Annotated in this window: 20 protein-coding genes and 1 tRNA gene; 10 read left to right on the top strand and 11 right to left on the bottom strand. The window is 60.3% G+C overall.

Annotated features, from left to right (window positions below; genetic code table 11):
- Positions 1-129: 129 nt before the first annotated feature.
- On the top strand, positions 130-1812 hold the full coding sequence (locus I5L03_RS00670) for an AMP-binding protein (RefSeq protein WP_197919788.1): 1683 nt from the start codon (positions 130-132) through the stop codon (positions 1810-1812).
- Positions 1813-1855: 43 nt separating this feature from the next.
- Here the strand turns inward: I5L03_RS00670 and fsa are convergent, their stop codons facing one another.
- Complete coding sequence (fsa, locus tag I5L03_RS00665) at positions 1856-2509, bottom strand: fructose-6-phosphate aldolase (RefSeq protein ID WP_197919787.1); 654 nt, start codon at positions 2507-2509, stop codon at positions 1856-1858.
- Positions 2510-2638: 129 nt separating this feature from the next.
- A complete protein-coding gene (locus I5L03_RS00660) occupies positions 2639-3586 on the bottom strand; it encodes a complex I NDUFA9 subunit family protein (RefSeq protein WP_197919786.1) in 948 nt (315 codons plus the stop codon).
- Between the two features lie 233 nt (positions 3587-3819).
- On the opposite strand from I5L03_RS00660, the gene I5L03_RS00655 reads away from it, so the two are divergent.
- A tRNA-Leu gene (locus I5L03_RS00655) sits at positions 3820-3906 on the top strand.
- Between the two features lie 50 nt (positions 3907-3956).
- Here the strand turns inward: I5L03_RS00655 and I5L03_RS00650 are convergent.
- The 3 genes from I5L03_RS00650 to cysD form a co-directional block, all read right to left on the bottom strand.
- On the bottom strand, positions 3957-4685 hold the full coding sequence (locus I5L03_RS00650; RefSeq protein ID WP_197919785.1) for a 3'(2'),5'-bisphosphate nucleotidase CysQ: 729 nt from the start codon (positions 4683-4685) through the stop codon (positions 3957-3959).
- A gap of 11 nt (positions 4686-4696) precedes the next feature.
- Positions 4697-6607: a sulfate adenylyltransferase subunit CysN gene (gene cysN / locus I5L03_RS00645; RefSeq protein ID WP_197919784.1), complete on the bottom strand. Its 1911-nt coding sequence runs from the start codon at positions 6605-6607 to the stop codon at positions 4697-4699.
- A gap of 96 nt (positions 6608-6703) precedes the next feature.
- The gene (gene cysD / locus I5L03_RS00640; protein WP_197919783.1) at positions 6704-7618 is read right to left on the bottom strand and encodes a sulfate adenylyltransferase subunit CysD; all 915 of its coding nucleotides are present in this window, start codon (positions 7616-7618) and stop codon (positions 6704-6706) included.
- A gap of 29 nt (positions 7619-7647) precedes the next feature.
- On the opposite strand from cysD, the gene I5L03_RS00635 reads away from it, so the two are divergent.
- From I5L03_RS00635 to I5L03_RS00620, 4 genes are all read left to right on the top strand, one after another.
- Entirely contained in the window at positions 7648-8664 is a 1017-nt protein-coding gene (locus I5L03_RS00635) for a helix-turn-helix transcriptional regulator (RefSeq protein ID WP_325100005.1), read from the top strand.
- A gap of 37 nt (positions 8665-8701) precedes the next feature.
- On the top strand, positions 8702-9580 hold the full coding sequence (gene mmsB / locus I5L03_RS00630; protein ID WP_325100097.1) for a 3-hydroxyisobutyrate dehydrogenase: 879 nt from the start codon (positions 8702-8704) through the stop codon (positions 9578-9580).
- A 98-nt stretch (positions 9581-9678) separates the two neighbouring features.
- Complete coding sequence (gene gdhA / locus I5L03_RS00625; protein WP_234034975.1) at positions 9679-11034, top strand: NADP-specific glutamate dehydrogenase; 1356 nt, start codon at positions 9679-9681, stop codon at positions 11032-11034.
- Positions 11031-11447 (top strand): hypothetical protein, encoded by a 417-nt coding sequence (locus tag I5L03_RS00620; RefSeq protein WP_197919781.1) that lies wholly within the window; start codon positions 11031-11033, stop codon positions 11445-11447. The genes gdhA and I5L03_RS00620 overlap by 4 nt, the downstream gene beginning before the upstream one ends.
- Before the next feature lies 1 nt (position 11448).
- Here the strand turns inward: I5L03_RS00620 and I5L03_RS00615 are convergent, their stop codons facing one another.
- A complete protein-coding gene (locus I5L03_RS00615) occupies positions 11449-12255 on the bottom strand; it encodes a class I mannose-6-phosphate isomerase (protein WP_197919780.1) in 807 nt (268 codons plus the stop codon).
- Between the two features lie 149 nt (positions 12256-12404).
- Between I5L03_RS00615 and I5L03_RS00610 the strand changes: the two genes are divergently transcribed.
- Positions 12405-13391, top strand: coding sequence for a hypothetical protein (locus tag I5L03_RS00610; protein WP_197919778.1), 987 nt, complete (start codon positions 12405-12407; stop codon positions 13389-13391).
- Here I5L03_RS00610 and I5L03_RS00605 read toward each other — a convergent pair.
- Genes I5L03_RS00605 through I5L03_RS00585 form a run of 5 tightly spaced genes read right to left on the bottom strand, consistent with a single transcriptional unit; the run spans position 13388 to position 15758 of the window.
- On the bottom strand, positions 13388-14314 hold the full coding sequence (locus I5L03_RS00605; RefSeq protein ID WP_197919777.1) for an alpha/beta fold hydrolase: 927 nt from the start codon (positions 14312-14314) through the stop codon (positions 13388-13390). The two genes, I5L03_RS00610 and I5L03_RS00605, sit on opposite strands and share 4 nt — an antisense overlap.
- Positions 14315-14339: 25 nt before the next feature.
- A complete protein-coding gene (locus I5L03_RS00600; RefSeq protein WP_197919776.1) occupies positions 14340-14552 on the bottom strand; it encodes a helix-turn-helix transcriptional regulator in 213 nt (70 codons plus the stop codon).
- On the bottom strand, positions 14549-15142 hold the full coding sequence (locus I5L03_RS00595; RefSeq protein WP_197919775.1) for a hypothetical protein: 594 nt from the start codon (positions 15140-15142) through the stop codon (positions 14549-14551). Before I5L03_RS00595 ends, I5L03_RS00600 begins: the two co-directional genes overlap by 4 nt.
- A complete protein-coding gene (locus tag I5L03_RS00590; protein WP_197919774.1) occupies positions 15142-15567 on the bottom strand; it encodes a hypothetical protein in 426 nt (141 codons plus the stop codon). The genes I5L03_RS00595 and I5L03_RS00590 overlap by 1 nt, the downstream gene beginning before the upstream one ends.
- Complete coding sequence (locus I5L03_RS00585; RefSeq protein WP_197919772.1) at positions 15564-15758, bottom strand: hypothetical protein; 195 nt, start codon at positions 15756-15758, stop codon at positions 15564-15566. Before I5L03_RS00585 ends, I5L03_RS00590 begins: the two co-directional genes overlap by 4 nt.
- Positions 15759-16145: 387 nt before the next feature.
- Here I5L03_RS00585 and ftsH point away from each other — a divergent pair, with 387 nt between their 5' ends.
- The 3 genes from ftsH (at position 16146) to I5L03_RS00570 (ending at position 18835) form a co-directional block, all read left to right on the top strand.
- Positions 16146-18092: an ATP-dependent zinc metalloprotease FtsH gene (gene ftsH / locus I5L03_RS00580; protein ID WP_325100003.1), complete on the top strand. Its 1947-nt coding sequence runs from the start codon at positions 16146-16148 to the stop codon at positions 18090-18092.
- A 137-nt stretch (positions 18093-18229) separates the two neighbouring features.
- A complete protein-coding gene (locus I5L03_RS00575) occupies positions 18230-18514 on the top strand; it encodes a hypothetical protein (RefSeq protein ID WP_197919770.1) in 285 nt (94 codons plus the stop codon).
- 87 nt (positions 18515-18601) lie between these two features.
- Positions 18602-18835, top strand: coding sequence for a DUF3072 domain-containing protein (locus I5L03_RS00570; protein ID WP_197919768.1), 234 nt, complete (start codon positions 18602-18604; stop codon positions 18833-18835).
- The last annotated feature ends 3 nt before the right edge of the window (positions 18836-18838 follow it).

The raw sequence follows: 18838 nt of genomic DNA, 5'->3' as shown, positions 1-18838 counted from the left end.
CCCGGTCCATGCCTGCACATCCGAGCCCTGGCCCCGCCATCCATTCGCTGGCGGGGCCATTTTTATGGGCTTTCCACGCCCGAAAAACATTGCTTCACTGCCTCTTGGTCGGGACCGGCCCATACCTATATGGATTCGATAAAAGTCGGCGCGAATGACCGACATGAAGATGGAGAGAATGTTATGGCCGAGCAGCGCCTCGAAAAGGCTCATTGCGACTGGTACGCCGATGAGGAAATCCTCGACAGCACGATAGGCGGCTTGCTGCGAGAGCAGGCGGAGCGAAACGGCGATGCCGATGCGCTGGTCGAAGGCAAGATGGATGGCACTACCGGTCGCCGCTGGACCTATGCCGAATTGCTCGCCGATGCGGAGCGGATGGCCAAGGGCCTTGCCGCGCGCTTCCAGCCGGGTGAACGCATCGCCGTGTGGGGCCCGAACATTCCCGAATGGGTGCTCGTCGAATATGCGTGCGCGCTTGCCGGTCTCACTCTCGTTACCGTCAACCCTGCCTACCAGAAGCGCGAGCTCGATTATGTGCTGCGCCAATCCGGCAGTGTTGCGCTGTTCCTGATCAAGGAAGTGCGCGGCAATCCGATGGCCGAAATCGGCCGAGCCGTGGCCGACGATATTCCCGCCCTCCGCGAAGTCGTGGACATGCATGACGAAGCGGCGATGTTTACCGATCCCAGCGGCACTTTGCCCGAAGTCGATACCAACGATGCGGCGCAGATCCAGTATACGTCAGGCACAACAGGCTTTCCGAAAGGCGTGGTCCTCTCGCATCGCAACATCACCAATAATGCCCGGCTCTTCACCAAAACGGGCAATCTGGAAGATCGGCAATCGACCATCGGCCTGACGCCGCTGTTCCACACCATGGGCTGCTCGATGGGCGTGCTGGGCTCGCTGCAAACTGCCGCAAAATACGTGCCGCTGCCCTTCTTCGAGCCCAATGCGGCGCTCGATATTATCGAAGCGGAGAAAGTGACCTGGACACTCGCCGTGCCCACAATGGGCGTTGCGATGATCGCGACCCAGAAGGCCAATCCGCGCGATCTTTCCTCGCTCAAGCTGATCGGCATGGGCGGCGCGATGGTTGCGCCCGAACTCGCTCGCGCAGCAGAGGCCGTGTTGGGGTCCAAGGCCTTGGTCGCCTATGGCCAGACCGAAAGCTCCCCCGTCATCACCAGCGCGCGGCCCTCAGATGCGGTAGAGGACATCACCACCAGCATCGGTCGCCCGGCGCTGGGCTGCGAAGTGGGTATTTTCGATCCCGCGACGAATGAAATTGTCGATTGCGGCGTAGTGGGCGAAATTCGCTCACGCAGCTACGCAACCATGCTCGGCTACCACGAGAACCCGGAAGCCACCGCCGAAGCGATCGATGCCGATGGCTGGCTGCACACAGGCGACCTCGGCACGATGGATGATCGCGGCTTTGTCCGCATCACCGGGCGGGTGAAGGAAATGATCATTCGCGGAGGTGAAAACCTCTTTCCCGCAGAAATCGAGAATGTCCTTGCCGAACATGACGGCGTCGCCGAATGCGCGGTGTTCGGCGTGCCGGACGAAGTGCTGGGTGAAGCCGTCGCCGCCTGCGTGCGGATGGAAGACGGCCACAATTTCGATCCGGAAGAATTGCGCGCCTATTGCCGCTCCCAGATCGCGCCACAGAAATGCCCCGCCTATTGGGAAGAGGTGCAGGAGTGGCCGCTTACCGGCTCCGGCAAGATCCAGAAGTTCAAACTGCGCGATCGGTGGATTGCGAAGAATGTGAACGAAAAAGCCGAAGGCGTGCTCGGCGGCTAATCAGGGGAGGGTGCGGCCCCGCGCTGGCGGGGCCCACCACCCTTTACAGAATGGACTGCCCGGTGGTTTCCCAATCCTTCAGGAAGCCTTCGATACCCTTGTCCGTCAGCACATGCTTGAACAGCGCGTGGATCACCTTCGGCGGCGCAGTCATCACATCTGCACCAATGCGCGCGCTTTCGAGCACGTGGACGACATGGCGCACGCTGGCGACGAGAATTTCCGTGTGGAAGTCGTAATTGTCGTAGATGAGGCGGATGTCGCGGATCAGGTCCATGCCATCCGTTCCATTGTCATCATGCCGGCCGACGAAAGGTGACACGAAAGTCGCGCCAGCTTTGGCCGCCAGCAATGCCTGATTGGCCGAGAAGCACAGAGTGACATTCACCATCGTGCCATCATCGGTCAGCGCCTTGCAGGTCTTCAGGCCATCGACGGTCAGCGGCACCTTAATGCAGACATTGTCGGCAATCTTGCGCAGTTTTTCCGCCTCTTTCATCATCGTCTCGTGATCGAGAGCGACGACTTCGGCGCTCACCGGGCCATCGGTGATGCTGCAGATTTCCTTGGTCACTTCCATGAAATCCCGGCCCGACTTTGCGATTAGCGAGGGATTGGTGGTGACGCCGTCCAGCAGGCCGGTGGCCGCCAATTCGCGGATGTCATCGAGTTCGGCGGTGTCTGCGAAGAATTTCATGGCGTGGGCTTTCCCAAAGTTGGCGCTGTCTGCAAGGTGCGATTCGTTGGCGCGACTATAGGCGTGGCAAAGCCCGGCGCGCTACCGATGCGCGCAGGATTTCCTCACTTGGCTGACTGTTGGCCGCGCTCAGCCGGCCTTGCGCTTGCTGCCAAAACGCCCGTGCTTGCGATAGCGGACCATCCAGCGATCGAGGAATAGCGACAGCGGCTTGGGATCGATGCCGAGCTTGTCGAGCTGCGCTACGCCTTTAGTCGCCGTGCTGCCTTCTTCCAGCATCGCCAGCTGATCCGAATTGATCGGCGTAAGCGGCAGTGCGGCAAAGCCTTTTGCCAGCGGAGTGGGCATGGGGAAGAACACACGCTCGCGGTTCTGCCCGTCGGCGATCATCTCATGAATTTGCATCATGGAAAGCTCTTCGGGGCCCGCAGCTTCGTAAGTCTTGCCGCCGTGTTTGCCGACATTCTCGAGCGCCACTGCCACGGCTGCCGCGACATCGTCCACCCACACGACCTGGAATTTGGAGTCGGCTCCAAACACCGGCATCACCGGCATCATCTGCACCATGTCGGCAAACATCGGGACGAGTCCGGCGTCCTCGCCAAACACGACGGATGGGCGGATCACGGTCGCCTTGGGAAACGCTTCCAGCACCTGGCGCTCGCCATCGCCTTTGGTGCGATAATAGCCGGTTTCCTTCTCCGGATCGGCGCCAATCGCGGAGATATAAACGAAACCCATCGCGCCTTGTTCGGCGGCGATTTTCGCCGCGTGCCCGGCGCTGTCTGCCTGCAGCTTTTGCTGATTGCCCTCGAATGTGCCGATCAGGTAAACCACCGCATCCGATCCACGCACGCAGGCCTCGACGCTGGCCTTGTCGGCCGCATTGCAGCGGGCAAACTGGATCTGCCCGAGGTTGGCGAGCGGCTTCAGCTTGAAGGCCTTCTCCGGCTCACGCGCAGCTATACGCACGCGCGCGCCGCGCTCGAGCAGGTCTTGCGCCACATGCGATCCGATAAATCCGCTGCCCCCGATCAGGGTGACAAGCTTGCCTTGGAGCGGAGATGATTTGGCCATGGGAGGCAGGTCCTTCGAGCAGATTAGGTGTGTCGCACCGCCCTATGCACAGGCAGCAGGCGGCGGGCAATGCTTCAATAACGCGTGATTGCCATAGCCCGTTCCGCCGAGCCGCCTCGATCGCAGCCAAAAAGCGCACACGCCAAGCAAAAGCCGCGTTGACTCAGCCACAAGCCTGCCTTAGAGGCGCGCTCCTACCACACGGCGGAGCCACGCTTCGCCCTACGATGTGTGCCCAGATGGCGGAATTGGTAGACGCGCCGTCTTCAGGTGGCGGTGGGGGCAACCCCGTGGAGGTTCGAGTCCTCTTCTGGGCACCATTTTTTCGGAAAATCAGCAAAAGCGCCGACCGCTCGGCAAGCGTTACGGCTCAGTTCGCTTGCAGGACGTCGAAGACAGCTTCGGCATGCTCTTTCCGGCAGATCAGGAGGTCTGGCAGATAGGTGTCGCGCTGGTTGTAAAGCAGGGGTGAGCCGTCGACGCGGCTGATGTGGAGGCCGTGGGCGGCGGCGACTGCGGCTGGGGCGCAGCTGTCCCATTCGTATTGGCCGCCGGTGTGCAGGTAGATGTCGGCCTCTCCGCGGATAATCGCCATGGCCTTGGCGCCCGCGCTACCCATGGGGACGAGCTGCGCATCCAGCGCTTCGGCAACTATGACAGCTTCGGGAGCGGGGCGGGTGCGGCTGACGACCATGCGCAGCTTTTCGGCCGCGTCGGGCAAAGCGCAGGGCTGATCGGTTCTCAGCACTTCACCAAGGCCGGGCAGGGCGACTGCGCCGATCTCAGGCCTGCCGTCAACAGCAAGCGCAACGTGAACCGCCCAATCGGTCCGCTCCTCACCATATTCGCGCGTGCCATCGACAGGATCGACGATCCAAACACGCTCCTTCTCAAGCCGCTCCATCGTGTCCTTGCTCTCTTCGGACAGCAGACCGTCGTCAGGGCGCTGCGCACGCAGGGCATGGACGAGAAACTGGTTTGCCGTCTCATCGCCAGCTTTGCCGAGCGCCTTTCCGCCGATCATGCCGGAGGCGCGGACTTGCAGCAGGATGCGCCCGGCGCATTCGGCAAGGTGGGCAGCGAGTTCGGCATCAGTCATCGGGTTGTCGCTCATTTCAAGGGAAGGATCTGGCCAATGATGTAATCAGCGGCTTCTTCGGGCGTCATCTCGACCGTGTTAACGGTGATTTCAGGCTTTTGCGGCGGCTCATAGGGGCTGTCGATGCCCGTGAAGTTCTTCAATTCCCCAGCGCGCGCCTTCTTGTACAGGCCCTTCACGTCACGTTCCTCGGCAACCTCCAGCGGCGTATCGACGAAGATCTCGATGAATTCATGATCGGCCAGCATATCGCGCACCATCTGCCGTTCGGCACGGAAGGGCGAGATGAAAGCAGTGAGCACGATCAGCCCGGCATCGGTCATCAACCTGGCGACTTCGCCGATGCGGCGAATGTTTTCGATCCGGTCAGCCTCGGTAAAGCCCAAATCCTTGTTGAGGCCATGGCGCACATTGTCGCCATCGAGCAGGAAGGTGTGGCGATTCATCAGCGCGAGCTTCTTCTCCACCTCATTGGCGATGGTCGACTTGCCGCTGCCCGAAAGCCCGGTGAACCACAGCACGCGCGGCGTCTGGTTCTTCATGCCCGCATGATGCTCGCGGCTGATATCGGTCGCCTGCCAATGAACGTTCTGGCTGCGCCGTAGGCTGAAATTGAGCATCCCTGCGCCAACGGTCGCATTGGTAATCTTGTCGATCAGGATGAAGCCGCCGAGCGACCGGCTGGTCGTGTAGGGCTCGAAAACGATGTTCTTGTCGGCATAGACTTCCGCCACGCCGATATCGTTGAGGCTGAGCGTCTTCGCCGCCATGTGGTCCATCGTGTTGACGTCCACCCGGTATTTCGGCTGCTGCACGGTTGCGGAGACTGTCTGCGTGCCCAGCTTCAGCCAGTAGCTGCGCCCGACATGCAGATCCTCGTCGTTCAGCCAGACGAGCGTCGCTTCGAACTGGTCGGCGGTTTCTGGCGGATTGTCCGCGACGCACAACACGTCGCCGCGCGAGCAATCGATTTCGTCTTCCAGTGTGATGGTGACCGACTGGCCGGCGATGGCTTCATCCAACTCGCCGTCATAAGTGACGATGCTTTTGACCGTGCTCGTCTTGCCTGAAGGCAGAGCGCGCACCGCATCGCCCGGCTTGATCACGCCGGTGGCGATCAGGCCGGAGAATCCGCGGAAGTCGAGATTGGGGCGGTTGACCCATTGCACCGGCATGCGGAACGGCTTTTCCGCCGCGACTTCCGAAAGGACTTCGACGCTTTCGAGGTGTTGGACCAGGCTCGGCCCTTCGTACCACGGCGTGTTTTCGCTCGGCGCGGTCGTGATGTTGTCGCCCTTGAAGCCCGAGATGGGGAGAGCGGTAAAGCTTGCGATGCCGATCTCTTCGGCAAAGGCCGTATAGTCGGCGACGATGTTGTCGAAGGTCTCCTGAGCGTACTCGACCAAGTCCATCTTGTTCACTGCCAGCACGATGTTGCGGATGCCGATCAGGTGGCAGAGATAGGAGTGCCGCCGCGTCTGGACGAGCACGCCCTTGCGCGCGTCGACGAGGATCACGGCAAGGTCCGCGGTCGAAGCGCCGGTGACCATGTTGCGCGTGTACTGCTCATGCCCCGGGCAATCGGCGACAATGAACTTGCGCTTTTCGGTGTTGAAGAAGCGATAGGCGACATCGATGGTGATGCCCTGCTCGCGCTCTGCGCCGAGGCCATCGACCAGCAGCGCAAAGTCGATGTCCTGCCCCTGCGTGCCGACTTTCTTGCTGTCGTTGCTGAGGGCTTCGAGCTGGTCCTCGAAGATCATCTTGCTGTCGTAAAGGAGGCGCCCGATCAGCGTCGATTTGCCATCGTCCACGCTGCCGCATGTGATGAAGCGCAGCATCGTCTTGTGCTGGTGCGTGTCGAGATAAGCGTCGATATCCTCGGCGATGAGGGCGTCGGTCTGGTAGGCTGAGTCGGTCATTCTTTCGTCATCCCAGCGAAAGCTGGGATCTCCATGAATTTATCTAAGAGCTTCTTTCTACAAGATCCCGGATCAAGTCCGGGATGACGCTTCGCGTCAGAAATAGCCCTCCTGCTTCTTCTTCTCCATGCCGGCACCGCCCGCATCCTTGTCGATGACGCGGCCCTGGCGCTCGCTGGTGGTGGTGAGCAGCGTTTCCTGGATCACTTCGCTGAGCGTTGCCGCCTCGCTTTCGACTGCGCCGGTCAGCGGGAAGCAGCCCAGCGTACGGAAGCGGACCGAGCGCTCGGTAATCTCGGGGCGATGGCCCATGACGCGTTCAAGCCGTTCGATATCGTCGGCCATGAACAGTCCGCCTTCCCATTCGAACGTGGGGCGCTTGGCTGCGAAATAGAGCGGGACGATCTCGATATTCTCGAGCTGGATGTATTGCCACACGTCCAATTCGGTCCAGTTGGAAATCGGGAAGACGCGGATGCTCTCGCCCTTGCGCTTCTTCGCGTTGTAGAGGTTCCATAATTCCGGGCGCTGGTTTTTCGGGTCCCAGCCATGGCTGGCGGTGCGGAAGGAGAAGATGCGCTCCTTAGCGCGGCTCTTTTCCTCGTCGCGCCGCGCGCCGCCGAAGGCCGCATCGAAACCGTGCATGGTCAGCGCCTGCTTCAGCCCTTCCGTCTTCCACATATCGGTGTGCAGCGGGCCGTGGTCGAACGGATTGATGCCGCGTTCCTGCGCCTCGGGGTTTTGATGCACGATCAAATCCATGCCCGCTTCTTCGGCAGAGCGCTCGCGCAGCTCATACATGTCCTTGAACTTCCAGGTCGTGTCGACGTGGAGGAGCGGGAAAGGCGGCGGCGAGGGGTAGAAGGCCTTCTTCGCCAGATGCAGCATCACCGCTGAATCCTTGCCGATCGAATACATCATCACCGGCTTGTCGGCCTCGGCAGCGACTTCGCGGATGATGTGAATGGCCTCTGCCTCGAGGCGCTGGAGGTGAGTGAGCGGTGCAGTCATGCGAAGCCCTTTAGCGCGCTGCATGCCGAGTGGACCTCCCAAATGGGAGGTGGTATGGCGATGGCGTGCGTATTCCCAATCTCGGCGAGACTGAACTGCTCGTGCCGCTGCATGACGGCATGTTCGAACAGCCGATGTGGCAGACCTTTCTTTCGCGGCTTCGATCGGCTGCAAATGCACACGGCACGGCGATCATCTTGCAATCGGGCGGTGATGTTGTGCGACTTACGGCGGGTTCGGTAAGCGAGCCCACTTCTCTTGCCGATCTGCGTCCCGGCAGGCCCTATTCACCCGACGAACTTGGCGGAGAGCATCACGCCATCCGGCTTGCTGGCGAAGCCGGGCTGACAGCAACGCTTGTCCTTCAGAATGGCGAGGGGGGCATCGCCGGCCTTTTCGCTGCCCTGGCCCCGCATTTTGCCGCCGCCCTGCGCGTGCTGGCAGGCCTGGAGCGGGAGCGCGCCCGCTCGGCCATGAGCGCGCAAGCCTTTGCCCGGCTCGATTTCGGGTGGATCAGTCTCGATGCGAAGCGCCGGATCGTGGACAGCGATCAGCAGGCCGAGCGCTTGTTGCGCGAAAGTGGGCTATTGGCGCGCGGCGCCTATGACAGGCTGGTTCCTTCAGATCCGGCAGTGGACCGCCAGCTCACTGCCTTGGTGAAGGAATTCGCTGCGAACTCAAAGGCGCGTCCGCGCGCGATCAACCTCAGCCACGATCCGTGGATCGATATTCTGGTATCGCCTCTGCGGCTCGCCGCTCTGGCAGGCGGCAAGGATGCGGTGGCGGTTGTCTACCTTCGCGGGGACCGGTCCTCCTCCGAAACGCGCGCCGAACAGCTGGTCGATCTTTTCGACCTGACACCGAGCGAGGCGCGTATGGCTTGGTCCATGGCGCAAGGTCTGTCGATTGCCGAGGCAGCAGAAGAGCACGGCCTGACAATCGAGACTGCGCGCAATTACTCGAAGAAAATTTACGCCAAAACCGGCGCGCGCGGGCAGGTCGACCTCGTGCGCCATGTGCTGACAGGGGTGCTCGCCCTTGCATAGTTTCATCTGAAATGAGAAGCGCAGGCCCAAGGAGAGAATCGCCATGAAAATCGCATTTATCGGTCTTGGAAACATGGGCGGCGGCATGGCCGCTAACCTGGCAAAGGCGGGGCACGAGGTGCGCGCTTTCGACCTGAGCGAGGCGGCGTTGGCGGCGGCGAAAGAAAAGGGCTGCGAGGCTTTCACATCGGCGAGCGAGGCATGCAAAGGTGTCGATGCGGTGGTCTCCATGCTGCCCAATGGCGGAATCGTGAAAGCAGTCTATACCGGCGACGTGATCGGCCATGCGCCCGAGGGTGCGGTGCTGATCGATTGCTCCACCATTGATGTATCGACCGCACGCGAAGTGGCTGAAGCCGCTGCGGCTGCTGGATACCCCATGGTGGATGCGCCGGTATCGGGCGGGATCGCGGCAGCCGATGCGGGCACGCTGACCTTCATGGTCGGGGGCAGCGATGAGGGGTTCAAGCGCGCCGAAGAAGTGCTGAAGCACATGGGCAAGGCGGTGATCCATGCAGGCGATGCGGGCAACGGTCAGGCGGCGAAAATCTGCAACAATATGCTGCTCGCCGTCCAGATGATCGGCACGGCAGAGGCCTTTGCGATGGCACAGAAGCTCGGCCTCGATCCGCAAACCTTTTACGACATTTCCAGCGTCAGTTCGGGCCAGTGCTGGTCCATGACGAGCTATTGCCCGGTCCCCGGCGTCGGGCCGACATCGCCTTCGGACAATGATTATCAGGGCGGGTTCGCGACAGGTTTGATGCTGAAGGATCTAAAGCTCGCCATGGAAGCGGCGGAGACGGCAGGCATGAACACCCGCATCGGTGCGAAGGCCAAGGAACTCTACGAAGCGTTCGACGCAGACGGGAACGGTGCGCGCGATTTCAGCGCGATCATTACCGAATACGACTGAAGTCTCGGCCTAACCAGCGGAACCAATCGCGGCTTCGCTCGCCTAACAGGGGAAGCCGCGCGCGATTGCTGCGGTACGAATGCTGCCGAGGAACCGCGATGTCCAGCCAATGCCCGACCTTTGAAGAATTCATGGAAGGCGTTCGCAAGCGCAATCCCGGACAGGAAGAATTCGTTCAGGCCGTAGCTGAAGTCTCGCAGGACATTTTCGGCTGGATCGAGGACAAGACGGAATATCACGAAGCGAGCATTCTGCGGCGCATTGCAGAGCCCGATCGCATCGTCTCTTTCCGCGTATGCTGGGAAGACGACGACAACAATATCCGCGTGGAGCGCGGCTGGCGAGTGCAGAACAACAACGCCATCGGCCCTTATAAAGGTGGCCTGCGCTTTCATCCCAGCGTGACCGAAAGCGTCTTAAAGTTCCTCGCCTTTGAACAGACATTCAAGAACTCGCTCACAGGCCTTCCGCTCGGTGGTGGCAAGGGCGGATCCAACTTCGATCCCAAAGGCAAAAGCGACAGTGAAGTGATGCGGTTCTGCCAGAGCTTCATGACGGAGCTTTACCGCCACATCGGCCCGGAGGTTGACGTGCCCGCTGGAGACATTGGCGTGGGCAGCCGCGAAATCGGCTATTTGTTCGGCCAGTACAAACGCATCACCGGGCGCTGGGAAGGCGTGCTGACGGGCAAGGCGACCGAATATGGCGGCTCAAAAATGCGCCCCGAGGCGACAGGCTATGGTGCGGTCTATTTCTTGGAAAACATGCTCAAGCATGCCGACAAGGAATTGGATGGTAAAGCCGCGATCATTTCCGGTTCGGGGAATGTCGCTCTGCATGCTGCCGAAAAGCTGATCGATAAGGGCGTGAAGGTCCTTTCCCTGTCGGACAGCGATGGATGCGTGCACGATCCCGATGGCATCGATGCCGATAAGCTCGACTGGATCAAGGACCTGAAGATGAACCGGCGCGGCCGAATTTCCGAATATGCGGACGAATATTCAGGCGTCGAATTCACCGAGGATGGTGAGCCATGGGACATCGAAGCCGACCTCGCCATGCCTTGTGCCACGCAAAACGAAATCGGCGAAGACGAGGCGCAGAAGCTGGTCGATAATGGCGTGCTGGCAATTGCCGAGGGCGCGAACATGCCCACCACCAATGACGGCGTCGAAATCTTCCGCGACGCCAAAGTGCTTTACGGGCCCGGCAAGGCCGCCAATGCCGGGGGTGTTGCAGTATCGGGTCTCGAAATGAGCCAGAATGCCGACGGCATCAGCTGGGACACCGAAAAGCTCGGCTCAATGCTGCAGGACATCATGGACGACATCCATGAAAAATGTGTCGAGCACGGCGAAGGCGATGACGGCAAATATGTCGACTATGTAAAAGGCGCGAATATCGCTGGCTTCAAGAAAGTGGCCGATGCGATGCTGGCATTCGGGGTGATGTGAAGCAGGCTAGCGTAAATATCGCGCTCCTGTTCAGCGCGCTTGTTATATCCGGCTGTCAGCAAGATAATTGCCAGCGCGGAGATGCAAGCTGCAACGAGTTAGCCAATAAGCATGAGTATTCCATTTTACAGGTCGCTCATTCCCAAGTGGGACAGCGCTCGGAAAATGAGCCGCTAATAATCCTTCGGAACGTCGGCGAATCCGGCAAGACCGCGCTGGCGTTTCCATCGCGAGAGGATGATGGTTACGTGGTCATGCTTGCCGATGCAGAAGTGTCGCCGAGAGACAAAACCATCGGCATGGAGGATTTCTATGTAACAGTTGAGGCTATTGCCGACCTAGAGGCGAGCGGTCTCGTCCTTACACCTGAGATTGATCGTTTGATTAGCGAAATGGCCGAAACAACTGGCTAAGTTAGCTAACGCAGGGCGCCGTCACCAGTGCCTTGCCGTGCGGGTCGAAGGTGACGCTGGCGAGGTTTGGCGCGTAGGCGCATTCGCCGGGCTTCACCACTTCGCCTGCCACTAGCACCTCTCCTGACAGGGGGACCACCAGCAGCTTTTCCGAATAGGCGTAGAGCAGAGCGTCATCCGCGACGCCGTCGACATAATCGAGCGTGAAAGCAGGGCCTGACACCAGATTCGCATGGCCGGAGGCGGGAAGGGATTTGCGCAAGTCGGCAGGATAGGGCGATCCGCTTGCCACCGCGATGCCGCGCTCAAGATGCAATTCCCGATCGCGCCCGTAATCGTAGAGGCGATAGGTAATATCGCTCGTTTCCTGCACTTCGATGATCGAGCAGCCCGGGCCAATCGCGTGGACCGTGTTGGCCGGGATATAGAAGAAATCGCCTGGCTGAACCTCGTGCCAGACCATCAGTTCTTCGATCGAACCGTCAAGCGCGGCGGCGCGCATGTCTTCGGCGCTCAGATCGCACTTGAAACCGATGCCCAGCGTTGCGCCCGGTTCTGCAGCGACGACCAGCCAGCATTCTTCCTTGCCCGTGCGGCCGAGGCCTGCCGCCTCCGCCTGATCGGCATCGGGATGGCACTGGACCGAAAGCTTCTCGCTTGTGAAAAGGTATTTAACCAGCAGTTCGGGCAGGTCTGCAGGTGGCTCAAACCAGATTTCGCCGATGCGCTTGCCTTCAGGCGAGACGAAAGGTGCGGGAAGTTCGTCCCGGCCCCATACTTTCTCGACCGTGCGCGTAGGCAGAACCATGGGTGACCTTGTGAATGAGTGAGCAGCGTCCATGAAAGGATCGCTTAACCATGAAATATTGCCGTTTGCATAACGCTGCGAACAATTCCAGTGCGATAGTGGGCGAAACGCGTTTTGAATTCGCGCGAGACCTGCCGTAAGTCACGGCCATGACCGATATCGCCGCAATCCAGGCCGATCCGCACTGGCTCCCCCATACGCTCGATCTGGCGGGTAAGCGTATGCGGTTTGTGCGGATTTCGAAGGACGCACTCACGCAGTCCGGATTTCTCGCCGATCTTCAGCCTCAAGGCGACGAGGATGCGCAGTGGCTGCCGCTGAATTCAGTCCGAAGCATGCAGGTGAAAACAGGCCCGCTGCATTTCATCTTCCACACCGCCTTCTGCCGCTCGACCCTGCTCGCGCGCGCCATGAACATTCCCGGTGTGAGCGTCGGCATGGCGGAGCCGGGCATTCTGGCCCAGCTTGCAGGTGCAGGCGACGCGGCGAAGAACCTTGTAAAGCCTGTATGCGACCTGCTCTCGCGCCCGTGGAGCCGCGCCGAGGCCGTCTTCGTCAAGCCGACCAATCACGCCAACATGCTGATCCCCGCGCTGCTGGAAGCGCGCCCGGATGCAAAAGCCGTGTTGATGACCAATCCGCTGCCCACATTCCTGCGCTCGGTCGACAAGCGCGCGCTGATGGGGCGGCGCTGGGGGCGGCAGCTCTATCTCGAAGTCATGGGATATGCGGGCATGGACCTCGGTATGGATGCGCGCGAGCAGTTTTCGATGACTGACCTGCAGGCGGCAGGCCTCGCGTGGTTTCTCTCGCAGCGGATGTACGCGATGCTGCAGGCTAGTTCGCAGGGGCCGCGCCTGCGCGTACTGGACGGAGATCGTTTCGCGCTCGACCGCGCCGATACGGTGGAGGCGGTGCTGGAGCTGGCGGGGCTGCCCTACGATCCGCGGGAGGTAGAGACCGTGGTCGATGGCCCGATCTTCCGCAAGCACGCCAAACTCGGTGGCGAGTTCGATGAGAAGGCCTCGGCTGCTTCGCCCGCACTCGAGCAGGAAATCGGCCAGGTCCAGCAATGGCTTGGTATGATCGCAGAGCAGGCGGGTGCGCCAATCCCCGCCCGCCATAATTTGTTCTAGTCGGCGAGGAAATCGAGGAGTGCTGCTTCGAATGCCGCAGGCTGGTCCACCATCACGAAATGCGCAGCTGGCGAGATCACTTCGAACTCCACATTCGGCAACACATCGTATTGCTGGGTGTAGAAGGCGATTGTCGCTTCCTCGGTCCCAAATGCCGGATTTTGGGGGACGACGACGGTCGCGGGAACGGTGATGGCGGCGATGGCCTGCCGCATGTCGCTCGTCATGAGTTCATAGGCAAGTTGCCCAGTCACACGCAGATCCGCGTCGCCAGTAAGCTCCCGCAACCGCGGCAAATTGGCCTGGTCGATAGTGTAGCTTGAAAGCAGCGCGTCGTTGGAACCTTCTGGCATATCGCGCCCGTGCATGGAGAGCATCATGGCCCGCATTGCTGTAGCCTGCGCTTCCACCTGCGCCATGTTTGGCTCTGTTCCCGGCGGCACCATAATGGCGGCGAACCACGGCAAGCTGTCGACGATCATGATGCGACCAGGCAGGCCGGGATGGTCCGCTGCCAGCGAGATCGCGATAAAGCCGCCCATTGAATGGCCGACGATAGCCGGGTTCTCCATCCCGTTTGCTTCGATATAGCGCGCTAACTCGGCGATCAGGCCGTTCATGATCGGGCCTTCGGCATTCACGCCAGCATCCTCACCGAAGCCGCGCACTTGCACCAGATGGATGCGGTGACCCTCCAGCGCGCCGAGATGCGGTCGCCATACTTCGCGTGTGGTCGAGAGGCCGGGGATGAGGATCACATCCGGCCCCTCTCCGACCACCTCGACGCTGAACCGCGTCGGCTCAAATGCCTCCTGCGCCTTGGCAGGCAACGCGAGGAGAGCAGCGAAACCGAGCAAAATGATGCTCAGCGAGACGGCAAGAACATGGCGTGCTCGCAGAGGCGAGATTCCGAAAAACATCATTGAATTTATCCTTTGTCTCGAGCGCCTATTCGGCAGCCTGCTCCCCCACATCGCGCAGGAAAATCTCTTCGATCGCGAGTTGGAAAACATCGGCGATCTTGAACGCGAGGGGGAGCGAGGGATCGTATTTCCCCGTCTCGATTGCATTCACGCTCTGGCGGCTGACTTCGAGCCGGTCGGCAAGATCCTGCTGGCTCCATTGCCGCTCTGCCCGCAAGACGCGGAGGCGATTGTTCACGAGGCATCTCCGGCATGCTCCGGCAGGACCATCCCGAGAGCGAGGCCCATGGCCCATGCGGGGAACACCCACCAGGCCCAGATATGTGGGACGAGGCCGAATGTTTCGAGGAAACCCCAGCCGGTGCCGAGTACCAGCACGAAGCCCAGCCCGACCATCGAGGCGCGCACGGCCTTGTAGCGCTGGTATTCGTCGGTTTCCTCGCGCAGGTAGCGGGTTATCGCCCAGATCATCCCGAAAGCGGGCAGCATGGGAGCGATCGCGAGCAGCCACATAGCGGGCGATTCCTGTGGGATGACATTGGTCAATCCGCCCGCGCCCAACATGGTGGCAGCGTAAAGCGCGCTCGCGACCAAAAACCGACGATTGTAATCGCGCATGGCCCGCGTCATCGCGCCGCTTTCCTCCTGCGCCTGCTTTCCGGCTTTGATCATCGGGATCAGCAGCAGGAAATTGAGCGCGAATAGAATATATGGCGTCGGCGCTTCCAGCGCCCCAGTAATGAACAGTGCGGCGATTATGCCCAGATTGGCGGCAAACAGACCTGCCCAGAGCCCGGGCTTCGGTTTCTTCTGAACAGCATCAGTCATTACGCACACTCCCCATAGGTGCCCATCGTGATCTTGTTATAAACCGCTCCCACGCCGAGGCCGAAGCACCAGATGGTGGGCCACCAGAAGGCGCGGATATGCGGCACCGGCATATAGGTTTCGAGGAAGCCCCAGACCGCTGCGGCTGTCAGCGCAAGGCCGGTCGCGACAAGCACTTGGCGGACATACAGCATGCGGAAATACTCATCGCGCTCTTCCACAATCAGGCGGACGAAGATCCAGAAAACGGCGGCGAAGGAAAGGCCGGGCAGGGCAGCCAGCACATAGGCGGGCCACCCTGACATGCCCTGATCCTCGATCAGGATTTCTGCTGCAAAAAGCGAGCCGAGATAAATCACCATCGCGAAGGCTATTCGGATGAGATAGCGCAGCTTTTCAGGCTTGGCGCGCGATGCAAAGCTCATGATTTTTCTCCCGTTCTGGAAATCGGGCAGGGCAGGCAGCTACGCCGCTGTCCGATGGTTGCCCATGCGAGCACTGGCAGCATGAAGAACATGGACTTGAAGGTGTCGTTCTCCACCGGGCCGAAAGCACCGATCAGCGCAAAGATGATGATGGCGGCGGCCCATAAAAGCGATTTTTGAATGGTGCTCATGTCAAGCTCCCTTGAAGTGATGTAAAGGTTCCTAGACATCGATTCGGATTTTGTCAAGCGACCTTGTCAAAAGGATTGGGTTGCTTGACCTGCGAATATTATGTGCCGGGTGGCGCCAGCGAATTCCGCTTTCCTACAAGCAGTCCTGTAGCGCAGGCAGGCGACATGTCACTGCGCGCTTCAATTTGTGGTTCGAAACCTTGGTTTTCCGCCGCTTTGCGCAATCGGCGACTAATTGCGCCAGGACACTGTCACACCTGTCACACCCCCGCCATTCGTCATCCCGCTCACACCGATCGGAAATCCCGCCCCAAAAGCGGTATCGCCGTTATCTTGTCATTCACTCCGGCAGGCCTACATTGTCTGGACGAAAGGATGCCCCTGAGCATGGATGAGAATCGCGAACCCGAAAACCAACCCAACCCTTGGATGAAGAGCCTCTTCGTATGGGGTGGTATCTTCCTCGCCCTGTTGCTGACCGTTTCGATGTTCAGCGGAGACCGCGAAGCGCCGGGCTCGCAGATCCCCTATTCGGACTTCAAGAACCGCGTGGCCGAAGGCAGCGTCGAATCGGTTGTGCTGTCTGAAGGCCGCATCACCGGTACGCTGGGTAACGATCAGACATTCTCCACCGTGCCGCCGCCCCAAGATCCCCAGCTGATCGAACAGCTGGAAGAAGCTGGCGTGAGCTATACGGGCGAGCAGGCTGAGCAGATGAGCCTGTTCTGGGTCGTGCTGATCAACTCGCTGCCATTCCTCCTCATTCTCGGCATTGCCTTCTTCGCGCTGCGCCAGGTGCAAAAGGGCGGCGGTGCAGGCGGCGCGATGGGCTTTGGCAAATCCAAGGCCAAGCTGCTGACTGAAAAGCAGGGCCGTGTGACATTCGAAGACGTGGCCGGCATCGATGAAGCGCGCGAAGAGCTGCAGGAAATCGTCGAATTCCTGAAGGATCCGCAGCGCTTCTCCAAGCTTGGCGGACAAATTCCCAAGGGTGCGCTGCTGGTCGGCTCTCCCGGTACGGGTAAGACGCTGCTCGCCCGCGCGATTGCAGGCGAAGCGCGTGTGCCCTTCTTCACCATTTCGGGTTCCGACTTTGTTGAGATGTTCGTGGGCGTGGGCGCAAGCCGCGTGCGCGACATGTTCGAACAGGCGAAGAAGAACGCGCCGTGCATCGTCTTCATTGACGAAATCGATGCCGTGGGTCGCCATCGCGGCAACGGTATCGGCAATTCCAATGATGAGCGCGAGCAGACGCTGAACCAGCTGTTGGTCGAAATGGATGGCTTTGAAGCCAATGAAGGCATCATCATCATCGCCGCCACCAACCGTCCCGACGTGCTCGATCCGGCGCTGCTGCGCCCGGGACGTTTCGATCGCCAGGTTGTGGTGCCGGTTCCCGATATCGATGGCCGCGAGAAGATCCTCGCCGTGCACATGAAGAAGGTTCCGCTGGCGCCTGATGTGAACCCGCGTACCATTGCGCGCGGTACGCCGGGCTTCTCTGGCGCTGACCTTGCCAACCTCGTCAACGAAGCCGCCTTGCTGGCCGCGCGCCGCAACAAGCGCCTTGTCGCCATGCAGGAGTTCGAGGACGCCAAGGACAAGGTGATGATGGGCACCGAGCGCAAGTCCATGGTTATGACCGAGGACGAGAAGAAGATGACAGCCTATCACGAGGCTGGCCATGCGCTCGTCTCGCTGAACGAGCCGGCATCGGACCCGATCCATAAGGCTACCATCATCCCGCGCGGCCGCGCGCTGGGCATGGTGATGCGCCTCCCGGAGCGGGACAATTACTCCTATCACCGTGACAAGATGCACGCGAACCTGGCGGTCGCCATGGGTGGCCGTGTCGCTGAAGAGATCATCTTCGGCCATGACAAAGTCTCGAGCGGCGCGTCGGGCGATATCCAATATGCTACCGATCTGGCCAAGAACATGGTCACCAAATGGGGCATGTCGGACAAGCTCGGCCCGCTGATGTATGAGCAGAGCCAGGAAGGCTATCTCGGCATGGGTCAGTCCAGCCGCACGATGGCTGGTGCCGACACCAACAAGCTGATTGATGCGGAGATAAAGGACCTCGTCGAAAGCGGCCTCAAGCGCGCCACCGACGTGCTGACCGAACAGGAGGACAAGCTCCACTTGCTCGCCCAGGCGCTGCTCGAATACGAAACGCTGACCGGTGACGAGATCACGCAGCTGATGGAAAACGGCAAGATCGACCGGCCCGATGCGCCGAGCGGCCCCGTCATCCAGCAGCCGACGCATGGCTCCTCCATCCCCAAGGCTGGCAAGCGCTTTGGCGGCGGCGAGGCACCCGAAGGCGCGTAAAGTGCTTTCCTACAGCTTTTGAAACACGCGAAGGGCGGTGCAGCGATGCGCCGCCCTTTTCGCATGTGCGAAGTGTTATCGGAACACTCATTGTTCTCAGGGGTTTAAAATCCAAAGAACATTCCGGAGTACGAGTAATGAAAACCGCCATCGCCACCACCCTTTTCGCCGCATCGGTCACATGTTTCGGCCTTGCCGCCTGTTCCGAGCAGACTGAAAACGACGCAGCGCGAACGGCAGATATGGCCGCTGAAGATGCCGCTGCGAACGCCGAGGTCGCTGGCGAAGCGATCGAAGAGGGCGCGATCGACGCTTCCGAAGCGGTTGCTGAAGGCGCATCGAACCTAGCCGATGAGCTACGCGAAGGCGACGAAGAAGAACCAGGCCCGGCTCCGATTACGGGCGATAATATCCAAGAATAGTCGCGACCCGTCTGCCGCAATAACAGTGGGCAGACGGTCCGCGGAACAAACCGTGAACTTACACGTTATTCGGGAAAGGAGACAATCATGACTGCACCTTCACCCAATGAAGCCCCGAAAAGCGATCCGGTATCGAATGCCGAAAAGGCGCCCGAGAACTGGACGACAGGCGATGAGCGCATGACCGGCGCGCAGGCGAGCTATCTCAAGACGCTGAGCGAAGAGGCCGGCCAGCCCGATGCTTACGACACGTCGCTGACCAAGGCAGAAGCATCCAAGCGGATTGACGAATTGCAGGACGCGACCGGGCGCGGCAGCTGAGCG

Origin of the sequence: Aurantiacibacter sediminis, from assembly GCF_016019885.1 — a bacterium.
In the GTDB taxonomy this organism is placed as follows: Bacteria; Pseudomonadota; Alphaproteobacteria; order Sphingomonadales; family Sphingomonadaceae; genus Alteraurantiacibacter; species Alteraurantiacibacter sediminis.
This window is presented reverse-complemented; position numbering and strand designations above follow the sequence as displayed.